18 protein-coding genes and 1 pseudogene are annotated in these 21,819 nt (G+C 72.6%); 5 read left to right on the top strand and 14 right to left on the bottom strand.

Going from position 1 to position 21,819, the window contains the following annotated elements:
• Positions 1-13 precede the first annotated feature (13 nt).
• The 5 genes and pseudogenes from LNW72_RS29275 to LNW72_RS29255 all read right to left on the bottom strand — a co-directional run bounded on the left by LNW72_RS29275 (position 14) and on the right by LNW72_RS29255 (position 7,658).
• Positions 14-1,570 carry an RNA polymerase sigma factor gene (locus tag LNW72_RS29275; protein ID WP_250978089.1) on the bottom strand — a complete coding sequence of 519 codons (1,557 nt, stop codon included), beginning with the start codon at positions 1,568-1,570 and terminating at the stop codon, positions 14-16.
• A 259-nt stretch (positions 1,571-1,829) separates the two neighbouring features.
• Complete coding sequence (locus LNW72_RS29270) at positions 1,830-2,780, bottom strand: FadR/GntR family transcriptional regulator (protein WP_308402049.1); 951 nt, start codon at positions 2,778-2,780, stop codon at positions 1,830-1,832.
• 111 nt (positions 2,781-2,891) lie between these two features.
• Positions 2,892-4,642 (bottom strand): annotated as a pseudogene (locus LNW72_RS29265) (ATP-binding cassette domain-containing protein).
• A 22-nt stretch (positions 4,643-4,664) separates the two neighbouring features.
• On the bottom strand, positions 4,665-5,399 hold the full coding sequence (locus tag LNW72_RS29260) for an NUDIX hydrolase (protein ID WP_250978087.1): 735 nt from the start codon (positions 5,397-5,399) through the stop codon (positions 4,665-4,667).
• A 249-nt stretch (positions 5,400-5,648) separates the two neighbouring features.
• Positions 5,649-7,658, bottom strand: coding sequence for a glycogen debranching N-terminal domain-containing protein (locus LNW72_RS29255; protein ID WP_374117350.1), 2,010 nt, complete (start codon positions 7,656-7,658; stop codon positions 5,649-5,651).
• A 104-nt stretch (positions 7,659-7,762) separates the two neighbouring features.
• Between LNW72_RS29255 and LNW72_RS29250 the strand changes: the two genes are divergently transcribed.
• Positions 7,763-9,073, top strand: coding sequence for an alpha/beta fold hydrolase (locus LNW72_RS29250; RefSeq protein ID WP_250978086.1), 1,311 nt, complete (start codon positions 7,763-7,765; stop codon positions 9,071-9,073).
• Here the strand turns inward: LNW72_RS29250 and LNW72_RS29245 are convergent.
• Positions 8,985-10,214, bottom strand: a complete 1,230-nt coding sequence (locus LNW72_RS29245) for a DUF4192 domain-containing protein (RefSeq protein WP_250978085.1) — start codon at positions 10,212-10,214, stop codon at positions 8,985-8,987. The two genes, LNW72_RS29250 and LNW72_RS29245, sit on opposite strands and share 89 nt — an antisense overlap.
• A 133-nt stretch (positions 10,215-10,347) precedes the next feature.
• Between LNW72_RS29245 and LNW72_RS29240 the strand changes: the two genes are divergently transcribed.
• Together LNW72_RS29240 and LNW72_RS29235 are read left to right on the top strand one after the other, a co-directional pair.
• Positions 10,348-12,528 carry a RecQ family ATP-dependent DNA helicase gene (locus LNW72_RS29240; RefSeq protein ID WP_250978084.1) on the top strand — a complete coding sequence of 727 codons (2,181 nt, stop codon included), beginning with the start codon at positions 10,348-10,350 and terminating at the stop codon, positions 12,526-12,528.
• 198 nt (positions 12,529-12,726) lie between these two features.
• Entirely contained in the window at positions 12,727-13,317 is a 591-nt protein-coding gene (locus LNW72_RS29235; RefSeq protein ID WP_250978083.1) for a hypothetical protein, read from the top strand.
• 24 nt (positions 13,318-13,341) lie between these two features.
• Here the strand turns inward: LNW72_RS29235 and LNW72_RS29230 are convergent, their stop codons facing one another.
• From LNW72_RS29230 to LNW72_RS29220, 3 genes are read right to left on the bottom strand one after another with little or no spacing between them, the layout of a single operon-like run.
• Positions 13,342-14,013 (bottom strand): hypothetical protein, encoded by a 672-nt coding sequence (locus tag LNW72_RS29230; RefSeq protein WP_250978082.1) that lies wholly within the window; start codon positions 14,011-14,013, stop codon positions 13,342-13,344.
• 46 nt (positions 14,014-14,059) lie between these two features.
• On the bottom strand, positions 14,060-14,746 hold the full coding sequence (locus LNW72_RS29225; protein WP_250978081.1) for a ribonuclease HII: 687 nt from the start codon (positions 14,744-14,746) through the stop codon (positions 14,060-14,062).
• Positions 14,747-14,770: 24 nt separating this feature from the next.
• Positions 14,771-15,382, bottom strand: coding sequence for a TetR/AcrR family transcriptional regulator (locus LNW72_RS29220; protein WP_250978080.1), 612 nt, complete (start codon positions 15,380-15,382; stop codon positions 14,771-14,773).
• Between the two features lie 67 nt (positions 15,383-15,449).
• On the opposite strand from LNW72_RS29220, the gene LNW72_RS29215 reads away from it, so the two are divergent.
• Complete coding sequence (locus LNW72_RS29215; RefSeq protein ID WP_250978079.1) at positions 15,450-16,997, top strand: MFS transporter; 1,548 nt, start codon at positions 15,450-15,452, stop codon at positions 16,995-16,997.
• Between the two features lie 75 nt (positions 16,998-17,072).
• Here LNW72_RS29215 and LNW72_RS29210 read toward each other — a convergent pair whose 3' ends face one another.
• The 3 genes from LNW72_RS29210 to LNW72_RS29200 form a co-directional block, all read right to left on the bottom strand.
• Entirely contained in the window at positions 17,073-17,987 is a 915-nt protein-coding gene (locus tag LNW72_RS29210; protein ID WP_250978078.1) for an ADP-ribosylglycohydrolase family protein, read from the bottom strand.
• A gap of 56 nt (positions 17,988-18,043) precedes the next feature.
• Positions 18,044-18,712, bottom strand: coding sequence for a histidine phosphatase family protein (locus LNW72_RS29205; RefSeq protein ID WP_250978077.1), 669 nt, complete (start codon positions 18,710-18,712; stop codon positions 18,044-18,046).
• 97 nt (positions 18,713-18,809) lie between these two features.
• Positions 18,810-19,418 (bottom strand): YdbC family protein, encoded by a 609-nt coding sequence (locus LNW72_RS29200; RefSeq protein ID WP_250978076.1) that lies wholly within the window; start codon positions 19,416-19,418, stop codon positions 18,810-18,812.
• A gap of 86 nt (positions 19,419-19,504) precedes the next feature.
• Between LNW72_RS29200 and LNW72_RS29195 the strand changes: the two genes are divergently transcribed.
• The gene (locus LNW72_RS29195) at positions 19,505-19,909 is read left to right on the top strand and encodes a VOC family protein (RefSeq protein WP_250978075.1); all 405 of its coding nucleotides are present in this window, start codon (positions 19,505-19,507) and stop codon (positions 19,907-19,909) included.
• A gap of 55 nt (positions 19,910-19,964) precedes the next feature.
• On the opposite strand, the gene LNW72_RS29190 is transcribed toward LNW72_RS29195, so the two are convergent.
• Entirely contained in the window at positions 19,965-20,858 is an 894-nt protein-coding gene (locus LNW72_RS29190) for an arylamine N-acetyltransferase (RefSeq protein ID WP_250978074.1), read from the bottom strand.
• Positions 20,855-21,637, bottom strand: a complete 783-nt coding sequence (locus LNW72_RS29185; RefSeq protein ID WP_250978073.1) for an MBL fold metallo-hydrolase — start codon at positions 21,635-21,637, stop codon at positions 20,855-20,857. The genes LNW72_RS29190 and LNW72_RS29185 overlap by 4 nt, the downstream gene beginning before the upstream one ends.
• Between the last annotated feature and the right edge of the window lie 182 nt (positions 21,638-21,819).

The following is a 21,819-nucleotide window of genomic DNA, read 5'->3' as shown; positions in this document are numbered from 1 at the left end:
GGATTCGGAAGGATCAGTCCAGATAGTCGCGCAGCACCTGCGAGCGCGACGGGTGCCGAAGCTTCGACATCGTCTTCGACTCGATCTGGCGGATCCGCTCGCGCGTGACCCCGTAGACCTTGCCGATCTCGTCGAGCGTCTTCGGCTGCCCGTCCGTGAGGCCGAAGCGCATGGAGACCACGCCCGCCTCCCGCTCGGACAGGGTGTCGAGCACCGAGTGCAGCTGCTCCTGCAGGAGCGTGAAGCTGACCGCGTCGGCCGGCACGACCGCCTCGGAGTCCTCGATGAGGTCTCCGAACTCGCTGTCGCCGTCCTCACCCAGCGGGGTGTGGAGGGAGATCGGCTCACGGCCGTACTTCTGGACCTCGATGACCTTTTCGGGGGTCATGTCGAGTTCCTTGGCCAGCTCCTCCGGGGTGGGCTCGCGGCCCAGGTCCTGGAGCATCTGGCGCTGCACGCGGGCCAGCTTGTTGATGACCTCGACCATGTGCACCGGGATACGGATGGTGCGGGCCTGGTCGGCCATCGCGCGGGTGATCGCCTGGCGGATCCACCACGTGGCGTACGTGGAGAACTTGAAACCCTTCGTGTAGTCGAACTTCTCGACCGCACGGATCAGGCCCAGGTTGCCCTCCTGGATCAGGTCCAGGAAGAGCATGCCGCGGCCGGTGTAACGCTTGGCCAGCGAGACCACGAGACGGAGGTTGGCCTCCAGCAGGTGGTTCTTGGCCCAGCGGCCGTCCTCGGCGATGATCTCCAGCTCGCGCTTGAGCTTGGGAGCGAGCTTGTCAGCCGCCGCCAGCTTGTCCTCCGCGAACAGGCCGGCCTCGATGCGCTTGGCGAGCTCGACCTCCTGCTCCGCGTTGAGCAGCGGAACCTTGCCGATCTGCTTCAGGTAGTCCTTGACCGGGTCGGCGGTGGCACCGGCCACCGCGACCTGCTGGGCGGGAGCGTCGTCCTCGTCGTCGTCGGAGAGCACGAAGCTCTCGGACTCGGGCTTGTCCGACTCCTCGTCACCCTTGCCGGGCGTGGTCGTCTCGTCGGCTTCTTCACCGTCGGCGGCCTCGTCGTCACCCGAGGTCTTCTTGGCGGCGGTCTTCTTGGCCGCCGTCTTCTTGGCGGCGGTCTTCTTGACCGCCGTCTTCTTGGCCGCCGTCTTCGCGGCGGGTGCGTCGGATTCTTCGACCGAATCCACCGTCTCGGCCTCGACAGCCCCCGCGGGAGCGGTGGCGGCCTTGGCGGCGACGGTCTTCTTGGCGACGGTGGCCTTGGTGACGACCGTCTTGGTGGCGGTGCGCTTCGCCGGGCTCTTGGCTGCGACGCTCTTCCGAGTGCGCTTGGGCTCCTCAGCGGCACTGACCATCAGCGTCACACCTTCCTCATCGAGGACCTGGTTGAGGCTGCGCAGAACGTTCTTCCACTGGGTTGCCGGAATCTGGTCCGCTTCGAAGGCCCGACGCACGTCGTCGCCGGCGATCTGCCCCTGAGCCTTACCCCGCTCGATGAGCGCCATCAGAGACTCGGACTCGGCGATCTCCGGCGGGAGCGTACGGGATGTGCTGGCCGACACGAACAACCTCTCGGAACGATGGGAACGACTCGGTGGAACCGCTCAGGAACACAGCGTCAGAACTCTCGCTGCTATTCCTTGTGCGGCCATCACCTCTTAAGTCATCGCGCTGCCTCGCCAAGCGTTACGCCCGGCCCACGTGGCCCGAGTCACACCCCATACCAACTGTACTTATCGGATAGCGGGACACTCTTCGCGCATGGGCTGCCGCCGGCCCCGGACCGTCGGGTCCGGGGCCGGCGGCGGTTCGGCCGTACGGTCAGTGCTCGCGCGGCGCCGGGACGACGTGGTCGGTCGCGGCGACCTCGGTGTGCACGGCGAGCAGCTGGCGCATCGTGGCCTCGGCGCCGGCGCCGTCGCCCGACGCGAGCGCGTCGACGATCCGCCGGTGCAGGGTCACGGCGGGCTCGCCGGGCCGCTCGCAGCCGGTGACCGGGCCGCCCGAGACGTGCAGGGCGGAGGAGACGATGCCGGCCAGGTGCTCGAGCATCCGGTTCCCGGCCACCTGCAGGAGCAGGGAGTGGAACTCGGCGTCCGCCCGGGAGAACGTCAGGGAGTCGCCCTGGGCGGCGGCGTGCCCCATGATCTCCACCATGTCGGAGAGGCGCTGCTGGACATCCTCGCGGCCGTGGCCGGCGGCGAGCCGTGCGGCGAGCGGCTCGATGGTCCAGCGCAGCTCGAACAGTTCACGGCGCTGGTCGTCACGCTGCGGGCCGAACGCCCGCCATTCGATGATGTCGGGGTCCAGCAGGTTCCAGTCGGCGACCGGGCGGACCCGGGTCCCGACGTTGGGCCTGGCGCTGACCAGGCCCTTGGCCTCAAGGACGCGCAGGGACTCGCGCACCACGGTGCGGGAGACCTCGAAACGCTGACCGATCTCCTCGGGGACGAGCGGCCGGTCGGCGCCCAGGTCGCCGGAGACGATCATCTGTCCGAGCTGCTGGACGAGTTGGCCGTGCAGCCCGCGGCCACGGCTGCCGCCGGCCCTGCGGCCGACGCGGCCCATGTCCGAGTCGGCGCCGTCCCAGGAGGGAAGGCCGGGGCGGTCGACACCTGAGGCGTCGGCATACGAGTAGCGGTCGAGCTCGGCCGGGCCGACGATGCTGGAGTCGGCGGAACGAGCCGTGGTCATCAGGGTGTGCGCAAGGGTACTCACGCATCCTTTGTCGGCGATGCCACGGCGGGCCTTGAGGGCTTTGCTGAAAAGCACACGAAAGGGTGAGCGCTCATCACCTGATAATTGACGCTTTATCGGAATGAAACGCCCTGCATGACAGGCCAGCGGGACAGTTCCGTTTATCCGACCGCGAGTTGGGCGGCGTCAACGTCCGCGCCCCCGCAACACCGTTGCGAGGTGGGCGCACAGCAACACGGTGAGCGACAACACGAAGGCGCAGCCGACCGGTTGGACGGCCCTCCCGGTGACCCCCGCCGCGGTGCTGCCGACGCCTCCGGGCCAGCCGCCGAGGACGCTGAGCAGCGCCCCTGCCGCCTCGATGAGATGGCTTCCCGCGCGGCTGCGGACCGCCAGCGCCACCGCGGGGGCCACGACCAGCGGGACCGCCAGCACCGCCGTCACACCGAGCGCGGTGGTGCGGAAGAGCCCGGCGGCCAGCAGCCCGGCCCAGGCACAGCCGACGGCCAGCGCCGCCCAGCCGGCCGCCTGCGTGGGCCGGTCGGTGGGCAGCGGGACCGCGCCGGGACCGAGGATCGTGCGGAGCACGACGGTGTCGAGCACCGCGGCCACGGCCGCGAGCAGCAGCGCCGCCGCACCGCTCACCAGCATCTTGGCGACGAGCAGCCGCAGCCGCCGGGGCACCGGTACCTGGGCGGGCGCCAGCGCCGGGTAGCGGAACTCCTGCCCGTAGGCGAGCGCGCCCAGCAGGCCGGCGCCCATCGCGGCCGGGGGCAGCGGAAGTTGCCGCACCCAGCCGGACATCATCGACAGCGCCGAGGTCGCCCCGGTGCGCGAGAGAACCAGGGCGCCGGCCAGCGAGGCGAGCAGGGAGAGCGCGGCGATCCACCACGGGGTGCGGATTCCGCCGAGCCGGCGCAGTTCGTACCGGAGCGGCTGGGCGGGGGTGGCCGGCGCGACGACCCCTCTGGACGGCGCGGGAATCCTGGCGGGCTCGGCGGGCTCCCCCGGAGGCGCCTCGGCGGGGTCCGCCGGGGGCGCCGCGGGTCCGCGACCGTCGGCGCGGCTCAGCGGGGCGACCGGGCCGAGGTCGGCGACCTCGTCGGCCAGCCGGTGGAGCAGGATGCCGTTCCGGTAGGCGATCTCCCCGATGTGCGCGGAGGTGGTGCCGTAGATCACCAGACGGCTGCCGGTCGCCGTGGCGATCTCGGCGCCGCCGTCGGTCAGTACGCCGGCGAGCCGCTGGGCGTGCGGGGAGTGGACGGCCACGTGCGGGCGCAGCCGGGTGCGGGTGAACTCCTCGGCGGACTGGTCCGCCACCAGTCGGCCACCGTCGATCGTGACGACCCGGTCGGAGGTCCTGGCCATCGCCTTGGCATCGCGCCCGGTGACCAGGACGGCTCCGCCGTCGGCCGCGTACGCCCGCAGCAGCGCGTGCACCCAGGCGGCTTCACGGGGCGTCAGACCGAACGAGGGTTCGTCCAGGAAGAGGGTCCGCGGTTCGGCGAGGAGCGCCGCGCCGAGACCGAGCCGCCGGTCCATGCCCAGCGAGTAGGTGCTCAGCCGCTGGTCCGCGAGGCCGGTGAGGCCGACGACGTCGAGCACTTCGTCCGCCCGCTCCGCCGGCACGCCGAGTGCGGCAGTGAGCATACGGAGATGGTTCCGCGCGGTGCGGCCGGGATGCCCCGGCACATCGCCCAGGAGGATGCCGACCTCGCGGCTCGGGTGCCGGACCCCGTGCAGGGGGGTGCCGTTGAAGAGAGTGACACCCCGGCCCGCCTCGAGTTCGAGCATCAGGCGCAGCGTGGTCGATTTTCCCGCGCCCGGCGCGCCGAGCAGGCCGGTGACCTGCCCGGGGGGACCTCGAAGGTGAGGTCGTCGACCGCGGGCGGACCGTTACGGCGGGGCATGCTGGTCAATCCGATGGCCTGGATCACCCTTGCACCATAACGCCCGAAATCAGACCTCTGGTCGCAACATGGGCGGATTGAGCAGAGCAGCCCCTCCGGCCTGGAACAACTGGGCGGGGCGGCCGCCCTGACGGGTCGTCGTACCGCCGGTCGGTACGAGGAATCCGACGGTGCCCGTCACCTTGCGGTGGAAGTTGCGGGGATCGAGGGCCACCCCCCACACCGCCTCGTACACCCGCCGCAGCTCACCGACGGTGAACTCGGGCGGACAGAAGGCGGTTGCCAGCGAGGAGTACTCGATCTTCGACCTGGCACGCTCTACACCGTCGGCCAGGATCCGCGCGTGGTCGAAGGCCAGCGGAGCGGCCTCGCCCGCCGTGTCGAAACCGTCCTGCTCCAGGAGTGAGCCGACCGGGGCCCAGCGGGCGCTGCGCGCGTCGCCGCCCGCGCGGGGCGCGGGCAGATCGGGCGCCAGGACGAGATGGGCGACGCTGACCACCCGCATCCGGGGGTCGCGGTGCGGGTCGCCGTACGTGGCCAGCTGTTCCAGATGCGCGCCGCTCTGGGCGCGCAGGCCGGTCTCCTCGGCGAGTTCACGGGCCGCGGCCTGGGACAGGTCCTCGTCCGCTCTGACGAACCCGCCGGGCAGCGCCCAGCGCCCTTGGTAGGGCGGCTCGCCCCGGCGGACGGCCAGCGCGCACAGGGCGTGGTCCCGCACCGTGAGCACGACCAGGTCGACGGTGACGGCGAAGGGTGGAAAGGCCGACGGGTCGTAGGGCGACATGGCGCGATCATAGTCGTCTGCCTGACGATAAACAGCAGGATGGCCCCCTGCACCCGCCCTTGTTTCACCCCGTCTCCCCCGCCACGGTCCGCCCCACAGGCCACAGGGGTGCCGGGGTGTCGCCCGGGGGGGGCGGTGCTGGGGTGCCACCCAGGGACGACACGCCGACGGGTGCACCCAATGGCCGCACGGGACGCCTGCGATCCGCCTGGGGTCCGTCTGCAGGCCGCCTGCGGGCAGCACCGCCGCTCACGCGCCGAGCTGGAGGGCGGGGGCGGCCTCCTCGACCATCGCCATGCCGAGCCTGCTGACCCGCACCGCGAACGGCTGCTCGTCCACCCGCAGCCCCGAGAAGCGCACCGCGCCCAGCGGAGCGGTACTCATCGGCCGTACCGCGACGACGCCGCCGGGAGCGTCGGGGCGTACTCCCGCGAGCGAGGTCAGCAGATGGACGGCGCCCGCGGCGGCGACAGCGGACGGACGGCAGGCGGTGGGGTGCGGCAGCGGTGTCCGGTCGGCGGCGCGCTGTTCGCCCGCGTACATCTCGGGCAGCTGCCGTCCGAAGGTCCCGGCGGCGTCCAGGACGCCGCGCAGGAGGGCGGCCGCCTCCTTCTCGTAGCCGGCGGCGGCCAGCCCCGACACGGCGAGGGCACTCTCATGGACCCGCACCGCACCACCCCGGTGGCCGAACGGACTGTGTCCCGGTGCTCTGGCCGAGAGCGTCCGCAGACCCCATCCGGAGTCGAGATCGGGGGCTCCGAGCAGCCGCGCCAGCTGCCCGGTCCGCGCCTTGCCGAGCAGCCCCTCGGCGAGCGTGCCGCCGCCGAGCAGTCCGGTGTCGAGCAGGTGGACCGCGGCCGAGCCGAGATGGATCATCTGCCGGCCGCCGGGGGTGAGCGCGGCGGCGGGCCGGCCGCCGCCGCGGTCGTCGACCCAGAAGTCCTCCTGGAACCGCCCGCGCAGCCCCGCCGCGTACTCGCGCCACGCGCCGGCTCCGGGGCGGCCGTACGCGTCGAGGAGGTCGGCGCCGTGCAGCGCGGCCCGGTGGGCGTGGGCCTGCACCTCGCAGCGGAGCGGGCCGCCGGGGGCGGGGTCCGGCACATAGCCCGCCGCGTCCGCGACCGTGCGCAGCCAGCCGAGGCAGCGCTCGGCGGCGGGCAGCAGCAGCTCGGCCTCCCGTTCCGGCATCCCCCAGCGCCGGGCCTCCGCCAGGACGGTGACGAACAGCAGGGTGGCCTCGACGCCGGAGCAGGTGGGCGGCAGATGCGGACCCGAGTGCCGCAGCACACCCGGGATCCGGCCGCTGTCCCGGTCCTGGAGCCGCGCGAGGGTGCGCAGGGTGCCGGCGGCCAGCCGGGTGCCGAGCGGCAGCAGCATCCGGGCCGTCCACAGCGCGTCGGCGGGCGCCAGTCCCATCCGCCAGGGGGCGCCCGCCGCCACATGGACGTCGGCGAGCCGCGCCGGGTCGCGTAGCAGGAGCGCCCGCAGGCCGTCCAGACTGCCCCGCAGCAGCGCCTCACCCCTGGCGTCGTCGCCGGACAACTCCGCCGCGGACCAGGGCACGGGCGCCCGGTCACCGCGCACGGGCGCGGAGACCGCGGACCCGTGCGCCGCGGATTCCCGGGACACCCGCAGTTCGAAGGTCCGGGCGGCCCCGGGCGGCACCGCCAGCTCCCAGCGCAGCACGCCGGCCGAAGCCAGCACGCCGGCGGGGGCCGGCCGTGCGGTGACCCTGACCCCGATACCGGCATGCGACCAGCGCAGCCCCGCGTCACAGACGCTGGCCGGCAGATCGGGCCCCGCCCGCCCCGCGGCCGCCGCGCCGAGTTCGGCGAGGTCGGTGCCCAGTGCCACTTCGAGCGGCAGCCGGAGCACGGCCGGCCCGGTGTTGAGAACGGTGATCCGCTCGGTACCGTCGGCGTCCCGCAGCCGCTCCACCGTGACCGCCGGATCGGGTCCGGTGTCACCCGGGATCCTGACCACCGCCACGAACCGCGCCCGGTCCGCGCTGAGCAGCGTGCCCAGCACGGGGATCGGCTCGGCTCCCGCGAGCCGCACCTCGCAGCGCGCCAGCACCCGCCGGCCCTCCTGGTAGAAACCGTCGAGCCCCTGTCCTCGCAGCTGTCCGTCCTCGGCGGAGACGACGAGCGAAGGGGCGGCGACACAGATCACCGAGCTGTGCACGGGCTGCGGGCCGGAAGCGGGCCTGGTCAGGGCGGTGGGAGCGGGAACGGTCGGGGCGGTCGGCGGCGGGTTCACATCCCGGTGAACGGCCGTGTGGGCACCCGGGTCACGGCCCGTCTACCGTTCCTGGACAGGGATCGCTTCCCCGGTATCCGCCCGCACCACCGGAAAGAGACGCCATGGCCGTGTACCGCCAGCCCGGCACCGTTGTGACCGACCACGCTTTCGACGTACCGCTCGACCACGCTGCCCCCACCGGGGAGCGGATCCAGGTGTACGCCCGTGAAGTCGTGGCCGCGGGCCGGGAGGGCGAGCCGCTGCCGTGGCTGCTGTTCCTGCAGGGCGGTCCCGGCGGTCGCTCCCCGCGCCCGCTCGGCCGGGACGGCTGGCTGACCCGGGCCCTGGACGACTACCGGGTCCTGCTGCTCGACCAGCGCGGCACCGGCCGGTCCACCCCCGCCAACCGGCAGACCCTGCCCGCGCGCGGCGACGGCGCCGCCCAGTCGGAGTATCTCGCGCACTTCCGGGCCGACTCCATCGTGCGGGACTGCGAACTGATCCGCCGTGAACTGCTCGGCGCCGAGGGCCGGTGGAGCCTGCTGGGGCAGAGCTTCGGCGGCTTCTGCGCGCTGACCTATCTGTCGCTGGCCCCCGACGGTCTGCGGGAGGCGTTCATCACCGGCGGTCTGCCGGGGCTGCGCAGCAGCGCCGGCGACGTCTACCGCTCGGCGTTCCCCCGGGTGGAGCGCAAGAACACCGAGCACTACGACCGTTATCCCGGGGACGTGGAGGCAGCGCGCTCCGTCGCGCGTCATCTGCGCGACCACGACGTGACGCTGCCGGACGGCGGCCGGTTCACCGCGGAGGCGTTCCAGTCGCTGGGTCTGATGCTGGGCACGGGCACCGGCTCGCACACCCTGCACTACCTGTTGGAGGACGCCTTCCTTCCCGGCACGGACGGCCCGGTGCTCTCGGACGGCTTCCTCGCCGAGGCGCAGGGTCATCTGTCGTTCGCGGCCAATCCGCTGTACGCCGTGCTCCACGAGTCGGTCTACGCGCAGCGCTCGGTGTCGGCCGCGGGCACCGGCTGGGCGGCGCAGGCCGCGCATCTGGAGTTCCCTCAGTTCGACGTGGACAAGGCACTGGCGGGCCAGGGACCGGTGCTGTTCACCGGCGAGATGATCTACCCCTGGATGTTCACCGGCGACCCCGCGCTCGTCCCGCTCCGCGCCGCGGCCGACCGGCTGGCGCTGCGCGAGGGCTGGCCTGACCTGTACGACCCGGCTCAGCTGGCCCGCAACGAGGTGCCGGTGGCGGCGGCGGTCTACCACGACGACATGTACGTCGACACCGCCGATTCGCTGGCCACCGCGCGCGGGGTACGCGGCCTGCGCACCTGGGTCACCGACGAGTACGAGCACGACGGTCTCCGGGTGAGCGGCGGCCGGGTCCTCGACCGGCTGATCCGACTGGTCCGCGGCGAGCTTTAGACGCGTCGATCACCCGCTGCCGCCGCTCCTGGCGCAGGCACTGGCGCAGCGGCTCGGGGTCGAGTCCCTCGTTCACCGAGTGATGGAGCAGCCGGGCGAAGGTGTATCCGGGATCGAGGTCGAGCGCGCGGCCGAGCGCGACGCGCGCCTCCGGTTCGTCCCCGGAGGCCCAGGCGACCCAGCCGGCCAGGGTCAGCGGGGCGGCGGCATGGTCCTCGTACGGTCCGACGCACCGCCGGGCAAGGGCCCGCCACAGGCGCAGCGCGGGGTCGGTGTGCGGCGGCTCCATCCACTCCGCCGCCCGGTCCCGCGCGGCGCGGTCCTGCAGGCCCAGGATGATCTCGGCGGCTTCGTCGTCGCCGAGCAGCGCGTCATCACGCTGGTCACTGCGGCTCGCGTCCCCGTCCGCCGGGGTGGCGCGGAAGCGTTCGAGCGCCGCGCCGACCAGGGTCAGCGTCCGGTGCCGTACGGCCTCGCAGTCGCCCACGTCCAGGATCCGCGGGACGAGTTCGGCGCAGGCCATGTCGAGCGCCCGTGCCTGCCCGGCGGTCCGCTCGGTGACCGACGGGACGAGCCGGGACTCCATGTCCCGCAGCGAACCGCGCACGTTGATGCCGGCGTACGCGGCGGCCGCGGCCATCACCGAGTCGCCCGAGGTCGCGATGGTGAAGCCGTCGGCGGGACAGCAGTCGGTGCCGGGGCAGCAGTAGGACCACCAGCGGCCCGCCGAGACGCACAGCGCCTCGACCACCGGCACGTCCAGGGCGCCGCAGGCCGTGCGCAGCCGCTGCGCCAGCGGCCGCAGGCGCTCCATGACCTGGGCCGGCCGCTCGGTGTCCGACGGGTCCTGGCACAGGAACAGGACGATCGAGGCGGCCCGGTCACCGCGCTGCTCGCTGCCCCGCACCAGACAGTCCGCCAGCTGCGAGGCGACCTCGGGCCACTCCGCGGAATCCTCGGGAATTCCCAGGCGCAGCCGGCCGCCGAAGCGGCCGTGGTCGCCGTGCAGGGCGACCATGACGACGGAGTCGCTGGGATGGAATCCCATCAGATACGGCAGGGCGTCGGCCAGGTCGGCCGGGCTGCGCAGGGTGACCTTGGGATCGTTCTCGGACCGGGGCGATTCGATGTGCTGTGTCATGGCCCGACGGTCCCGCAGGCCGGTGATCTCCGCCAGACCCCCCAAAAACCTGTGGATAACTTCGGGGCCGAGTTGTCCACAGGTTCGGTGCGCGGTTCGCGTGTTGTCGGTGGCATCAGGTTGCATGGGGGGCATGACTGACTCCCCCACCGCGCTTCGTACCGCGGCCGACACCGTTCTGAGCCGCCTCGTCGGTGACTCCACCGGCACCGCCCGGCTGCGCGAGGACCAGTGGCTGGCGGTCGAGGCGCTGGTGGCGCACGGCCGCCGGACGCTGGTCGTGCAGCGCACCGGCTGGGGGAAGTCCGCGGTGTACTTCGTGGCCACCGCGCTGCTGCGCCAGCGCGGTGGCGGCCCCACCGTGATCGTCTCGCCGCTGCTCGCGCTGATGCGCAACCAGGTCGAGGCCGCGGAACGGGCCGGAATCCGGGCCCGGACGATCAACTCGGCGAACACCGAGGAGTGGGACACCATCGAGGCCGAGGTCGCGGCGGGCGACGTGGATGTGCTGCTGGTCAGCCCCGAGCGGCTGAACAACCCCGATTTCCGCGACCAGGTGCTGCCCAAGCTCGCGGCGACGACCGGGCTGCTGGTCGTCGACGAGGCGCACTGCATCTCCGACTGGGGTCATGACTTCCGTCCCGACTACCGGCGGCTGCGCACTATGCTGGCGGACCTGCCGCCGGGGGTCCCGGTGCTGGCCACCACCGCCACCGCCAACGCCCGGGTCACCGCGGACGTCGCCGACCAGCTGGGCACCGGCACGGCCGGGACGGGCGAGGAGGGCGCGCTCGTGCTCCGCGGGCCGCTGGAGCGCGAGAGCCTGTCGCTCGGGGTGCTGCGGCTGCCGGACGCGGCCCACCGGCTGGCCTGGCTCGCCGATCATCTCGACACCCTGCCGGGCTCCGGCATCATCTACACCCTCACGGTCGCCGCCGCCGAGGAGATCACCGCGTTCCTGCGGCAGCGCGGGTACCCGGTGGCCTCGTACTCGGGCAAGACGGAGAACGCCGACCGCATGGCGGCCGAGGCGGATCTGCTGGCCAACCGGGTCAAGGCGCTGGTCGCGACGTCCGCGCTGGGCATGGGGTTCGACAAGCCGGACCTCGGATTCGTCGTGCACGTCGGATCGCCGTCCTCCCCCATCGCCTACTACCAGCAGGTGGGCCGCGCCGGGCGCGGGGTGGACCACGCGGAGGTGCTGCTGCTGCCGGGGCGCGAGGACGAGGCGATCTGGCGCTACTTCGCGTCCCTCGCGTTCCCCACCGAGGAGCAGGTGCGCCGCACCCTGGAGGTGCTGGCCGACGCGGGACGCCCGGTGTCCGTCCCGGCGCTGGAGGCGCGGGTGGACCTGCGCCGGTCCCGGCTGGAGATCATGCTCAAGGTCCTGGACGTGGACGGGGCGGTGCACCGGGTGCGCGGCGGCTGGACCTCCACCGGGCAGCCGTGGGCGTACGACACCGAGCGGTACGCGTGGGTCGCGCGGCAGCGTGAAGCCGAGCAGCAGGCGATGCGCGACTACGCGTCGGCCACCAGCTGCCGCATGGAGTTCCTGCGGCTCCAGCTGGACGACGAGGAGGCCGCGCCGTGCGGCCGCTGCGACAACTGCGCCGGTGCCCGGTTCGGCATCGAGGTCTCCGGCGCGGCGCTGGACGCGGCGCGGGCGGCGCTCGGCCGCCCCGGCATCGAGGTGGAACCGCGCAAGATGTGGCCGACCGGGCTGCAGGCGATCGGGCTCGACCTCAAGGGCCGGATCCCGGCCGGTGAGCAGGCGGCGTCCGGGCGGGCGCTCGGCCGGCTCTCGGACATCGGATGGGGCAACCGGCTGCGCCCGCTGCTGGCCGACGGCGCACCGGACCAGGCTGTACCCAGCGACGCGGCGGACGCGGTGGTGCGGGTGCTGGCGGACTGGGCGAAGGGCCATGGCGGGTGGGCGAGCGGTGAGGCGGACGCCCCGCAGCGGCCCGTCGGCGTCGTCACCGTCGCGTCCCACACCCGCCCGCAGCTCATCGGAACTCTGGGCGCGCGCATCGCCGAGATCGGACGGATGCCGCTTCTCGGGCAGATCGCTTACACGATGGAGGACGGGCCCGGCCGGGTACCGCGCAGCAACAGCGCGCAGCGGCTGCGGGCACTGCACGGCGCGTTCACCGTCCCGCCGGAACTGGCCGCGACACTGGCCGCGACGCCCGGCCCGGTGCTGCTGGTGGATGATCTGGCCGACACGGGCTGGACTCTGGCCGTCGCGGCTCGACTGCTGCGCAAGGCGGGCGCGACCGCGGTGTTCCCGCTGGTCCTGGCCGCGCAGGGGTGATGGGTATCGACGTTTGAGACGATGAGTAGGATCTATCAGACGCAGGCGTCCATAACCGGTCAGAAGCTTCGAGTACCCGTTGCCGCTCGCAGCCATGCGGGGAAGAATTGGCGCTGGATCCCCGACCGGCTCATCGAGCCCCCTGACCGGCGTGCGCCCGCGCCCCGGTCGCCGGGTGCGTCCACCGAAGGGAGGAACGTGACCATCGGTTTCGCTCCGGAGACCACTACGCGTGCCTCCTCCCGACTCTCCCGCAGCCTGGAACCAGCCGAGTGGACGGCCGCGGGAATCCCGCTGCTCGCCAACCCGCGTGAGGTCGTCAAGGATCTGCAGTCCCGGCATCTCCCCACTCCGGTCACCGCCGTGGTCGCGGTGTTCGAACCGGAGGGCCGGCTCGCAGCGAGTGCCTCGTTCACCGGCAGTACCGGGGTCGTCGACGGCTGGGAGCACCGCAATGCGATCCTCGCGCATCTGCGCCGGGTGCTCCCGCACGATCTGCGGCGGCGCGCACCGGCGCGGACCGCGGTGCTGCTGCTGTGCCGGGACGGCACTCCCGGCTGGACCGAAAAGGACGGCGCGTGGATGTGGGGCCTGCGCGACGCGTGCATGCTGCACGGGCTGCGCTGCGGCGCGTACGTCACGCTCACCCGGGACGGCTGGCAGGTCCTGGGCGAGAACCGCGGTGGCCGCACCCCGAATTCCCACCCCTTCACCGAACGGCAGGACGGCGCAGCGACCCTGCGCCCGCAAGGGGCGCCGGAAGCGCTGCGCCGCACAGCCGCTCGCTGACCAGGCCTTCGGTCAGGCCTTCGGTCAGGCCTTCGCGGCGACCGCCCCGTTGATCAGCCCGGGGTCGCCGCACACGATCAGCAGGGTGCCGGCGCGGGCCAGCGCGGTGGGCAGCCCCAGCGCGGCGGCCTCGGCGGTTCCGCCGTTGACCGCGACGACCACGACCTGACGGCCGACGGCACGTTCGGCCGTGATGCCGGCGTAGAAGACGTCGTCACCCGCGTCGTGCTGCGACCAGTAGGACGTCTCGCCGAAGGACAACTCATGTGCGGCCCACGGGTGGTGCTCGCCCGTGGTGAGCACCAGGATCTCTCCGGGCGCGCGGCCGGTGTCCAGCAGCAGGTCGACCGCCTCGTCGGCGGCGTCGATCGCGCCGTCGGCCGGGGCCGGGATGAGCTGGATCCGCGCGGTGGTGGTGACGCCCCCGGTGCCGGCCGACGGACGCGGCACCGACGGCGCGGTGGCCGTGGTGGTGGCCGTCACGGTGGCGGCAGCGGTCGGGGCGGGCCCACGGGCCGGACCGGGCCGGCCGGGCCCGGCGTTGGCCGCGTGACCGGCGCGCGGAGGCCCGGGGCGGGGTGTAGGACGGGGACCGGGGACAGGACGGGGGGTCGACGCGCTGCGGCCTGCGGCCGGAGCTGAGCGGGGACCCGGGACACTCTCGTGAATCTGAGGCTCCTCGGGGATGAGAGGCATGGGCTGATGTCTATCAAATACGCCGCGATTGCGCAGCGGTGGGTCGTCAAAAATCGAAACCGAGCTGCTCCCCAGGGTCGGCGGGAGCCCGGACCTTCTTCAGGTGCCGCCAGCGCGGCAGCGCGTCGAGGTACGACCAGGACAGCCGGTGGTGCGGTGTGGGGCCGAGTTCCTCCAGGGCCGCACGGTGTACGGGCGAGGGGTAGCCGGCGTTGTCGGCGAAGCGGAACGGCGCGTGGTCCGCGCCCAGTTCGGCCATCGCGGCGTCGCGGTGCACCTTGGCGATCACCGAGGCCGCGGCCACCGAGACACAGGACTGATCGCCCTTGATGACGGTGCGCACCCGCCAGGGCCCGCCGAGGTAGTCGTGCTTGCCGTCCAGGATCACCGCGTCCGGGCGCTCCGGCAGTCCTTCGAGCGCGCGGACCGCCGCCAGTCGCAGGGAGGCGGTCATGCCGAGGGTGTCGACCTCCTCGACGCTCGCGTGGCCGAGGGCGTAGGACGTCACCCAGTCGGCCAGCAGCGCGGCCATCGGGGCGCGGCGCGGGGCGGGGATCAGCTTGGAGTCGGTGAGGCCTTCGGGCGCCCGGCGCAGACCGGTGACGGCCGCACAGACGGTGACGGGCCCGGCCCAGGCACCGCGGCCCACTTCGTCGACGCCGGCGACGATCTTCGCCCCGAGGGTGGCGCGCAGGGAGCGTTCGACGCTGTGGGTGGGAGGTTCATACGGCATGGCGGGGACCAGGGTACTCCCCTGTCAGGGGCGGAGCAGCGGGAGCATCACATGATCGACCAGATCGGCCATGTCCTGCTCGCCGATCCGGTGGTCGCCGATCTTGGCGCGGTACATCATCAGGGCGGGCGCCACGTCGGCGACGATGGCCGCGGTGGCGTCGGCGCGCACCGTGCCGCGGGTGATCCCGCGCCGCACCACGTCCAGGATGAGTTCCTTCCCCGGTTCGATCACGCCCTGGATGATCAGGTCGACGAACGGCTGGGCGGCGGCGTGGTCGCACTCGTCCAGAACGGCCCGCAGCGCGATGCCGCCCTGGGAGTACATCGCCTCGCGCATCCGCATCACGAGGCACAGCAGGTCCTCCCGGAGGGTGCCCAGGTCCGGCGGGGCGCCGATCTGCGGCAGCCCGAGCCGCAGCGCGTCGGCGACCAGCGCCTCCTTCGACGGCCAGCGGCGGTAGAGCGCCGCCTTGCCCGTCTGGGCGCGCGCCGCGACGCCCTCCATGGTCATCCCGGCCCAGCCGACGGCACCCAGCTGTTCCAGAGCCGCGTCGAGGATCGCGCGTTCCAGAACCGACCCGCGGCGGCGCGGCAGAACCGGTGCCCCCGACCGGATTCGCTGCGAAGTACCCATCGACAAACCTCCGTTGAAGCATATAGTGAACGGTGTCGTTCACTAAATCACTGATGGGGGATCATCTGTGACGACCTCTCAAGTACACGTATCGCGCCCGCCCGGCACCGCCCGGCGCGAGGGACGACCCGGTATCGCTCTCGCAGTCATCGCCGCCTGTCAGCTCATGGTGGTCCTCGATGCCACGATTGTGAACATCGCACTTCCCCACATCAAGGACGCACTGTCCTTCTCCACCACAGATCTGTCCTGGGTGCTCAACGCCTACACCCTCACCTTCGGCGGCCTGTTGCTGCTCGGCGGCCGGGCGGGCGACATCCTCGGCCGGCGTCGGGTGTTCGTCTTCGGCATCCTGCTGTTCTCGCTCGCGTCCCTGCTCGGCGGCTTCGCCCAGGAACCCTGGCAGCTGCTCGCGGCCCGCTCGCTGCAGGGCGTCGGCGGCGCCATCGCCTCACCCACCTCGCTGGCCCTGATCACCAGCACGTTTCCCGAAGGCCCGGAACGCAACCAGGCGTTCGGCGTGTTCGCCGCCGTCTCCGCGGGCGGCGGCGCCATCGGCCTGCTCGCCGGCGGCATGCTCACCCAATGGCTCGACTGGCGCTGGGTGCTCTTCGTCAATGTGCCCATCGGCCTGCTGATCGCCTTCCTCGCACCGCTGTTCATCAACGAGTCCGACCGGCAGACCGGGCGCTTCGACATTCTCGGCGCCATCACCTCCACGGGCGGTATGGCGTCGCTCGTGTACGGCTTCATCCGGGCCGCCGACTCCGGCTGGAAGGATTCGGTGACGCTCGCCGCCTTCGGGGCGGCCGTCGTGCTGCTGACCCTGTTCGTGGTGGTCGAGCGGCGGGCCGCCGATCCGATCACGCCGCTGCGGATGTTCGCCGACCGCAACCGCTCCGGCACCTACGTGATCATGCTGAGTCTGGCCGCGGCGATGTTCGGCATGTTCTTCTTCATCGTCCTGTTCGTGCAGAACGTCCTCGGCTACAGCCCGATCGACTCCGGCCTCGCGTTCCTCCCGATCACCGTCGCGATCGTGACCGGTGCCGGCCTCTCGACGCGGCTGCTGCCCGTGCTCGGCCCGAAACCGTTCCTCGTCACCGGCACCCTGCTGACCGGCGCCGGCATGGCCTGGCTCACCCGGCTCGAGCCGGGCAGCGGCTATCCCGGCGGGGTGCTCGGCCCCATGGTGCTCTTCGGCTTCGGCATGGGGCTGAACTTCGTGACGCTCACCCTGACCGCCGTCTCCGGGGTGGCCCAGCACGAGGCGGGCGCCGCGTCCGGGCTCCTCAACGCCACCCAGCAGGTCGGTGGCTCGCTCGGGCTGTCGATCCTGGTCACCGTCTTCGGCACGGCGAGCCGGAACGAGTTCGGCGACCAGCTGCCGGACTTCCTCGCCAAGGCCACCCCGCAGCAGAAGGCCGAGTTCGCGAAGACCCATGAGCTGCCCGCCCCCTGGGGGCACGACGTGCTCTCCCAGGGCATATCCACGGCCTTCATGGCCGCCGTCGGCTTCGTCGTCCTGGCGGTGCTGACCGCGCTGTTCGTGGTGCGGGTGCGCAGGAGCGACCTGGAAGCGCTCAGCGGGAAGTCCGCCGCACCGGCGGCCTGACGCCGCGCCGCCGCCCGGCCCGGTGCGGGCGGCCGAGCGGCGGAGCGGCAGTGGGCTGACGCGGTCCGCCGGGTCTCAGGCCTCCGCGGGCGCCGCGACCCACGGCGGAAGCGGTTCGGTGCGCTCCAGCCACTCGGCCGGCGGCTGCCCGGTCGGCCGTGAGGCGATGATCCCGCCGACGATCGCACAGGTGGTGTCGACGTCACCGCCCGCCTTGGCCGTCGTCCAGAACGCCTGCTGGTAGTCGTCCAGGTGCCGGGCCGCCGACCACAGCGCGAACGGCACGGTGTCGTGCGCGCTGGTGCGCCGGCCGCAGCCGAGCACCGCCGCCACCGTCGCCACGTCCGCGTAGTCGAGCATGTCGCGCGCGCGCCGTATGCCGGCCTTCACCGCGCTGGTCGGCACCAGGTCCAGCACCGCGCCGAGCAGCGCCGAGGGGTCCTTCGGGCCGTCCGGGTCGGCGACCAGCGCCGCCATGGCCGCGACGGCCATCGCGCCGACCACGGCCTCACGGTGCTGGTGGGTGGTGTACGCCGAGATCTCGGCCTGGTGCGTCGCCTGCTCGGCGTCGCCCGCGTACCAGGCGCCCAGCGGGGCGACCCGCATGGCGGCGCCGTTGCCCCACGAGCCCTGGCCGTTGAACAGGCCCGCGGCCAGCTCACGCCAGTCGGCGCCCTCCTGCCGGATGAGGCGCAGCATGCGGTTCACGGCCGGGCCGTAGCCGCGGTCGAAGTCATGGTGCTCCGCGAAGGACATCGCCAGGGCGTCCTGGTCGATGCGGCCGTGGGCGGCCAGCACGGCCAGCACGGAGCAGGCCATCTCGGTGTCGTCGGTCCACTGCCAGACACCGGGCGGCAGCCCGCCGTTCTGGAGGGCCTGGTAGTTGGAAGGGACGAAGAACTGGGAGCCGAGGGCATCGCCGACGGCCAGCCCGCGCAGACTTGCCAGGGCGCGGGAGGTGTTTTCGGAGTCAACAGGGTGAGCGGTCATCGCGTCGGAAACTCTGACATCGTGCCTGATCCCGGTCAATCACCCTGTGCGCAAACTCACCTGCGGAATCCTTCGCCCACCAGGGGGTCGGGAAACCGCCACCGCGCGAACGGGCGGTCGAGGGTGTAGCGGCCGGAGGGTCCGATGAGCAGGGTGCGGCTCTCGGCGTTGCCCGGGTTGGACAGCGACTCGAACTCCTCAACCGTCCAGTGGAACCACCGCATGCAGAACAGCCGCATGGTCAGTCCATGGGTGACCAGCAGGACGTTCGGCGGGAAGTCCGGCTTGTCGAAGGCCCGGTAGAGGGTCTCCAGGAACGCACCCACCCGGTCGTACACATCGGCCCCGGACTCGCCCTGCGCGAAGCGGTAGAAGAAGTGCCCGTAGGCGTCCCTGGCCTTGCGCTGCCGCTGCACGTCCTCGACGTCCTGCCAGTTCCCCCAGTCCTGCTCCCGGAGCCGCGGCTCCTCCATCGCGTGGGTCAGCGACGGATCGAGGTCCAGCCCGCGGAAGGTCTGCCAGGTGCGGCGGTAGGGCGACACGAACGCCTGGACCGGTTCGTCGCCGAACAGCGCCCGCAGGTTCTCCCCCGCGGACGCGGCCTGGCGGCGACCGGTCGCGGTGAGCTCAAGAGCATGGTCCGGCACCCTCTGGTAGATGGTGTCGTCGGCATTGCCCTGAGACTCTCCGTGCCGGATCAGCACGATGTGGCGAGGTCTGCCCATACTGATCAGCCTATTCCCGGGACGGAGCCCGGGCGCGCCGGTACGGCCTCCGCGGCCGACGCGCCCCCCAGGGCGCTCCCGGCCGCCGGCGGCCCCGTCACACCGTCCACGCCTGCACGATGTCCACGACGTCGCCTGCCACCGAGACCACATCGGCCTCCAGCTCGGTGCGCTCCCCCAGCCTCGTCATCGCGGCGGGGCGGTACTTGCCGCGCTCGTTCGCCGAGATCCACAGGGACAGCACCAGGAAGTCGCTGTCCGACCCCTCGGCGAAGGCCCCGCGCAGCAGTCCGGGCGACCCGGCCATCGCCGGGTTCCACACCTTCTTCTGCATCTCGACGAAGTGCTCGCCGCGTCCTGGCCGCACCCTCGAATGCGCGACACGCAGCAGATCGACGTCGGCGAAGCGCGCCTCGAAGCCCACCCGCACGTCCATCAGGTGCTCGAAGAGCAGCACCCCGAGGTTCTCGTACGAATCGGCCTGCGACCCCGCGAGCTGGTCGTGCGCGCCGCCCGTCATGAAGGCCTCGTACGCCGCCCTGCTGTCCCAGAACGCGAAAAGGTGCGCCACGCCCGGCTGCGCGCGGCTCCAGCCGCCGCCCTGCCCCCGGAATCCCGGCTGTCCCCGCAGCCCCGCCCACTTCCGCTGCCCCCGTTCGAACCCCGCCCGGTCCACGACCCCACAGCGAATCCACTTCACCAGCACCGCGCCATCCTAAGTCCGACGAGGACCCCTCCCGCGCCCGCTCACCCGCTCAATTCCCCTGCCGGGGTGGCGAATAGGATCGATCCATGGACGCTCTCCATCCCCGCCTCCTTGTGGAGGACTTCGCCACCGCCGCCGAATTCTGGACCGCCGCGCTCCGTGACCTCCTGGGCATCGAGCCCGTGAAGGTCATCCCGGAGGCCGGATACGCCAACTGGGACCTGAACGGCGAGGGTGTCCTCGTCCTGTTCTCCCGCGCCGCCGTCGCGGCGGTGGTCGGCACCGGAGCCCTGCCGGCCCGGCCCGCCGGGCAGGACGCCTCGATGCTCGTCTTCCGGGTGGACAGCGTGGACGACGCCGCGCCGTGCCTCGTCGCGCACGGCGCCGAGATCGTCGCGGATCCCCAGGACCGGCCGGCCTGGGGACCCGGCCTCCGTACGGCGCACCTGCGAACGCCGGACGGGACCCTCGTCGAGTTGCAGTCCTACTGAGCCGAGCCGCGGTGCGCGGCTGAGGCGGACCGCGTCCCGCTCCCGACCCGTACCTCTAGCGGGCCGGATCGTGCAGGCGTCCCAGCCGTTCGGTGTCGGCGGCGGCGAGGACGAGGCCGAAGGTGCTCTCCAGTACCTCGGCCAGTTCCCCTGTCGGCACCTTCCGCCGCTCCTCCGCGCCGTCCGCCGCACCCGCGCGCGTCACCGTCAACTCGTCCCGCACCAGGGAGTACCGCGCCTGCGGCGTCACCCGCTGCACCACGAGCTGGCCGGTGAACCGGGACAGCGGGTGCGTCGACGTGAAGTGGTTCAGGATGACGACGTCCACCGGGTACAGCGGATTCGGGGCGAACGCGTACAGGTCCGACCAGCCCCGCGCGCCGAGCGAGCGCAGCACGCGCACGCCGCCCGCTTCCTCGGCGACCTCGTAGGCCCAGCCGCCCTGCCACGTCGGGGTGCCCACCCGCACCTCGACCGGCTCCAGCGTTCCCGGGCCGCCGAAGCCGGTGTCCGCGATCCATTCCGCGCCGTCCACGACGACCCGCAGCAGGACGTGCGTGATGGGCCGCAGCGTCGGGCCGGCCGTACGGACCCTGGCGCCGTGCGCCGTGAAGACGAAGCCCAGCCGTTCGAGCACCGCGGCGAAGAGGGAGTTCTGTTCGTAGCAGTAGCCGCCGCGGCGCTCCGTGACGAGCTTGCGCTGCACGCTGTCCAGGTCGAGGCGGACCTCGCGCTCCAGCGCGACTTCCAAGTTCTCGAACGGAATCGCGGCGGTGTGCGCGCGGTGCAGTCCCCGCAGCGTCTCCGCCGTCGGGTCCAGACCGCCCGTGTACCCGGTCCGCGCCAGATAGGCGTCCAGGTCGAGCTGGTCACCGCTCCAGACGGACTCCGCACCGGATCCGGCCGCCGACTCCCGCTCCGCCACCGGCCCCGCCGGGGTCGCCGTCATCGGGCGGTCCCGGACTCGAAGCGCTCCCCGGGCTTCAGCAGATGCAGGCGGTCGCTGATCCCCGCCCGCTCGAAGGCGTCCACGAGGGTGTCGCCGTTCTGCGTGAGGTGCCCCCAGTGCTCGAAGTGCAGCGGTACGACCTGCCGCGCGCCGAGGATCTCCGCCGCCTCGGCGGCGTGGACGCTGCCGAGCGTCAGATCGGCGCCCGGAAGCAGCGGGGTCTGCGCGGCACCGGCGAACAGCACCGCGACATCGAACGGCCCGAACCGCTCCGCGATGTCCCGTACGACCTTCAGTGACGCGTTGTCCCCGCTCACGTAGACCGTCGGCAGGCCCTCGCCCGAGAGAACGAATCCGGTGACCTCGCCGACGACGGGCTCACTGCCGTCCGGCCCGTGCTGCGCCGGCACCCCGGTGATACGCAGGGTTCCCCCGTCGGGGCGGGTCAGCTCGGTGTGCTCCCAGTTCGGCAGTGCGGTGACGTTTCCGCCGATCCGCCCGAGCGCCGAACCGGTGGACAGGGTCAGCGGCACACTCGCGAGGTACGCCCGCCCCGAGGTGTCGAGGTTGTCCGGGTGCTGGTCGTGCGAGAGCAGCACGGCGTCGACGGCCCCGACCGCGTCCGCGGCGACCGCGGGGCCGGTGGTCTTCACCAGCGCCCGGTTGCCCATCGGGTACTCCCCCGGCGCGTCGAACGTCGGGTCGGTGAGCAGCCGCAGACCCCCGATCCCGATCACCGCGGTCGGCCCGCCCACGTAATGGATGTCCAGCTCGGTCATCGCAACTACCCCCTGTCATCAGCGGAAACGGTGGGCAGCACACCGTACGGGCACCCCGCCCGCGACACCGCCCCGGTGTCGTCACCGATGACAAGTCCGCCAAGATCACAGCTATTCCCGGCCAGGACGCGGACGCCGGACCCGTCACCCCCGGCACGGAAAAGGTCCGGCGCCGACTCCCG

The sequence above is a fragment of the Streptomyces sp. RKAG293 genome (assembly GCF_023701745.1).
GTDB lineage: Bacteria > Actinomycetota > Actinomycetes > Streptomycetales > Streptomycetaceae > Actinacidiphila.
The sequence above is the reverse complement of the archived record's forward strand: the minus strand, read 5'-3'. Positions and strand labels throughout refer to the sequence as shown.

What these genes read in the sequence shown, in the direction of transcription:
- LNW72_RS29260 (WP_250978087.1), bottom strand. Translation starts at nt 5,399, where the DNA reads ATGTCGCCCTACGACCCGTCGGCCTTTCCACCCTTCGCCGTCACCGTC.
- LNW72_RS29250 (WP_250978086.1), top strand. Translation starts at nt 7,763, where the DNA reads ATGGCCGTGTACCGCCAGCCCGGCACCGTTGTGACCGACCACGCTTTC.
- LNW72_RS29245 (WP_250978085.1), bottom strand. Translation starts at nt 10,214, where the DNA reads ATGACACAGCACATCGAATCGCCCCGGTCCGAGAACGATCCCAAGGTC.
- LNW72_RS29240 (WP_250978084.1), top strand. Translation starts at nt 10,348, where the DNA reads ATGACTGACTCCCCCACCGCGCTTCGTACCGCGGCCGACACCGTTCTG.
- LNW72_RS29230 (WP_250978082.1), bottom strand. Translation starts at nt 14,013, where the DNA reads ATGCCTCTCATCCCCGAGGAGCCTCAGATTCACGAGAGTGTCCCGGGT.
- LNW72_RS29225 (WP_250978081.1), bottom strand. Translation starts at nt 14,746, where the DNA reads ATGCCGTATGAACCTCCCACCCACAGCGTCGAACGCTCCCTGCGCGCC.
- LNW72_RS29220 (WP_250978080.1), bottom strand. Translation starts at nt 15,382, where the DNA reads ATGGGTACTTCGCAGCGAATCCGGTCGGGGGCACCGGTTCTGCCGCGC.
- LNW72_RS29210 (WP_250978078.1), bottom strand. Translation starts at nt 17,987, where the DNA reads ATGACCGCTCACCCTGTTGACTCCGAAAACACCTCCCGCGCCCTGGCA.
- LNW72_RS29205 (WP_250978077.1), bottom strand. Translation starts at nt 18,712, where the DNA reads ATGGGCAGACCTCGCCACATCGTGCTGATCCGGCACGGAGAGTCTCAG.
- LNW72_RS29195 (WP_250978075.1), top strand. Translation starts at nt 19,505, where the DNA reads ATGGACGCTCTCCATCCCCGCCTCCTTGTGGAGGACTTCGCCACCGCC.
- LNW72_RS29190 (WP_250978074.1), bottom strand. Translation starts at nt 20,858, where the DNA reads ATGACGGCGACCCCGGCGGGGCCGGTGGCGGAGCGGGAGTCGGCGGCC.
- LNW72_RS29185 (WP_250978073.1), bottom strand. Translation starts at nt 21,637, where the DNA reads ATGACCGAGCTGGACATCCATTACGTGGGCGGGCCGACCGCGGTGATC.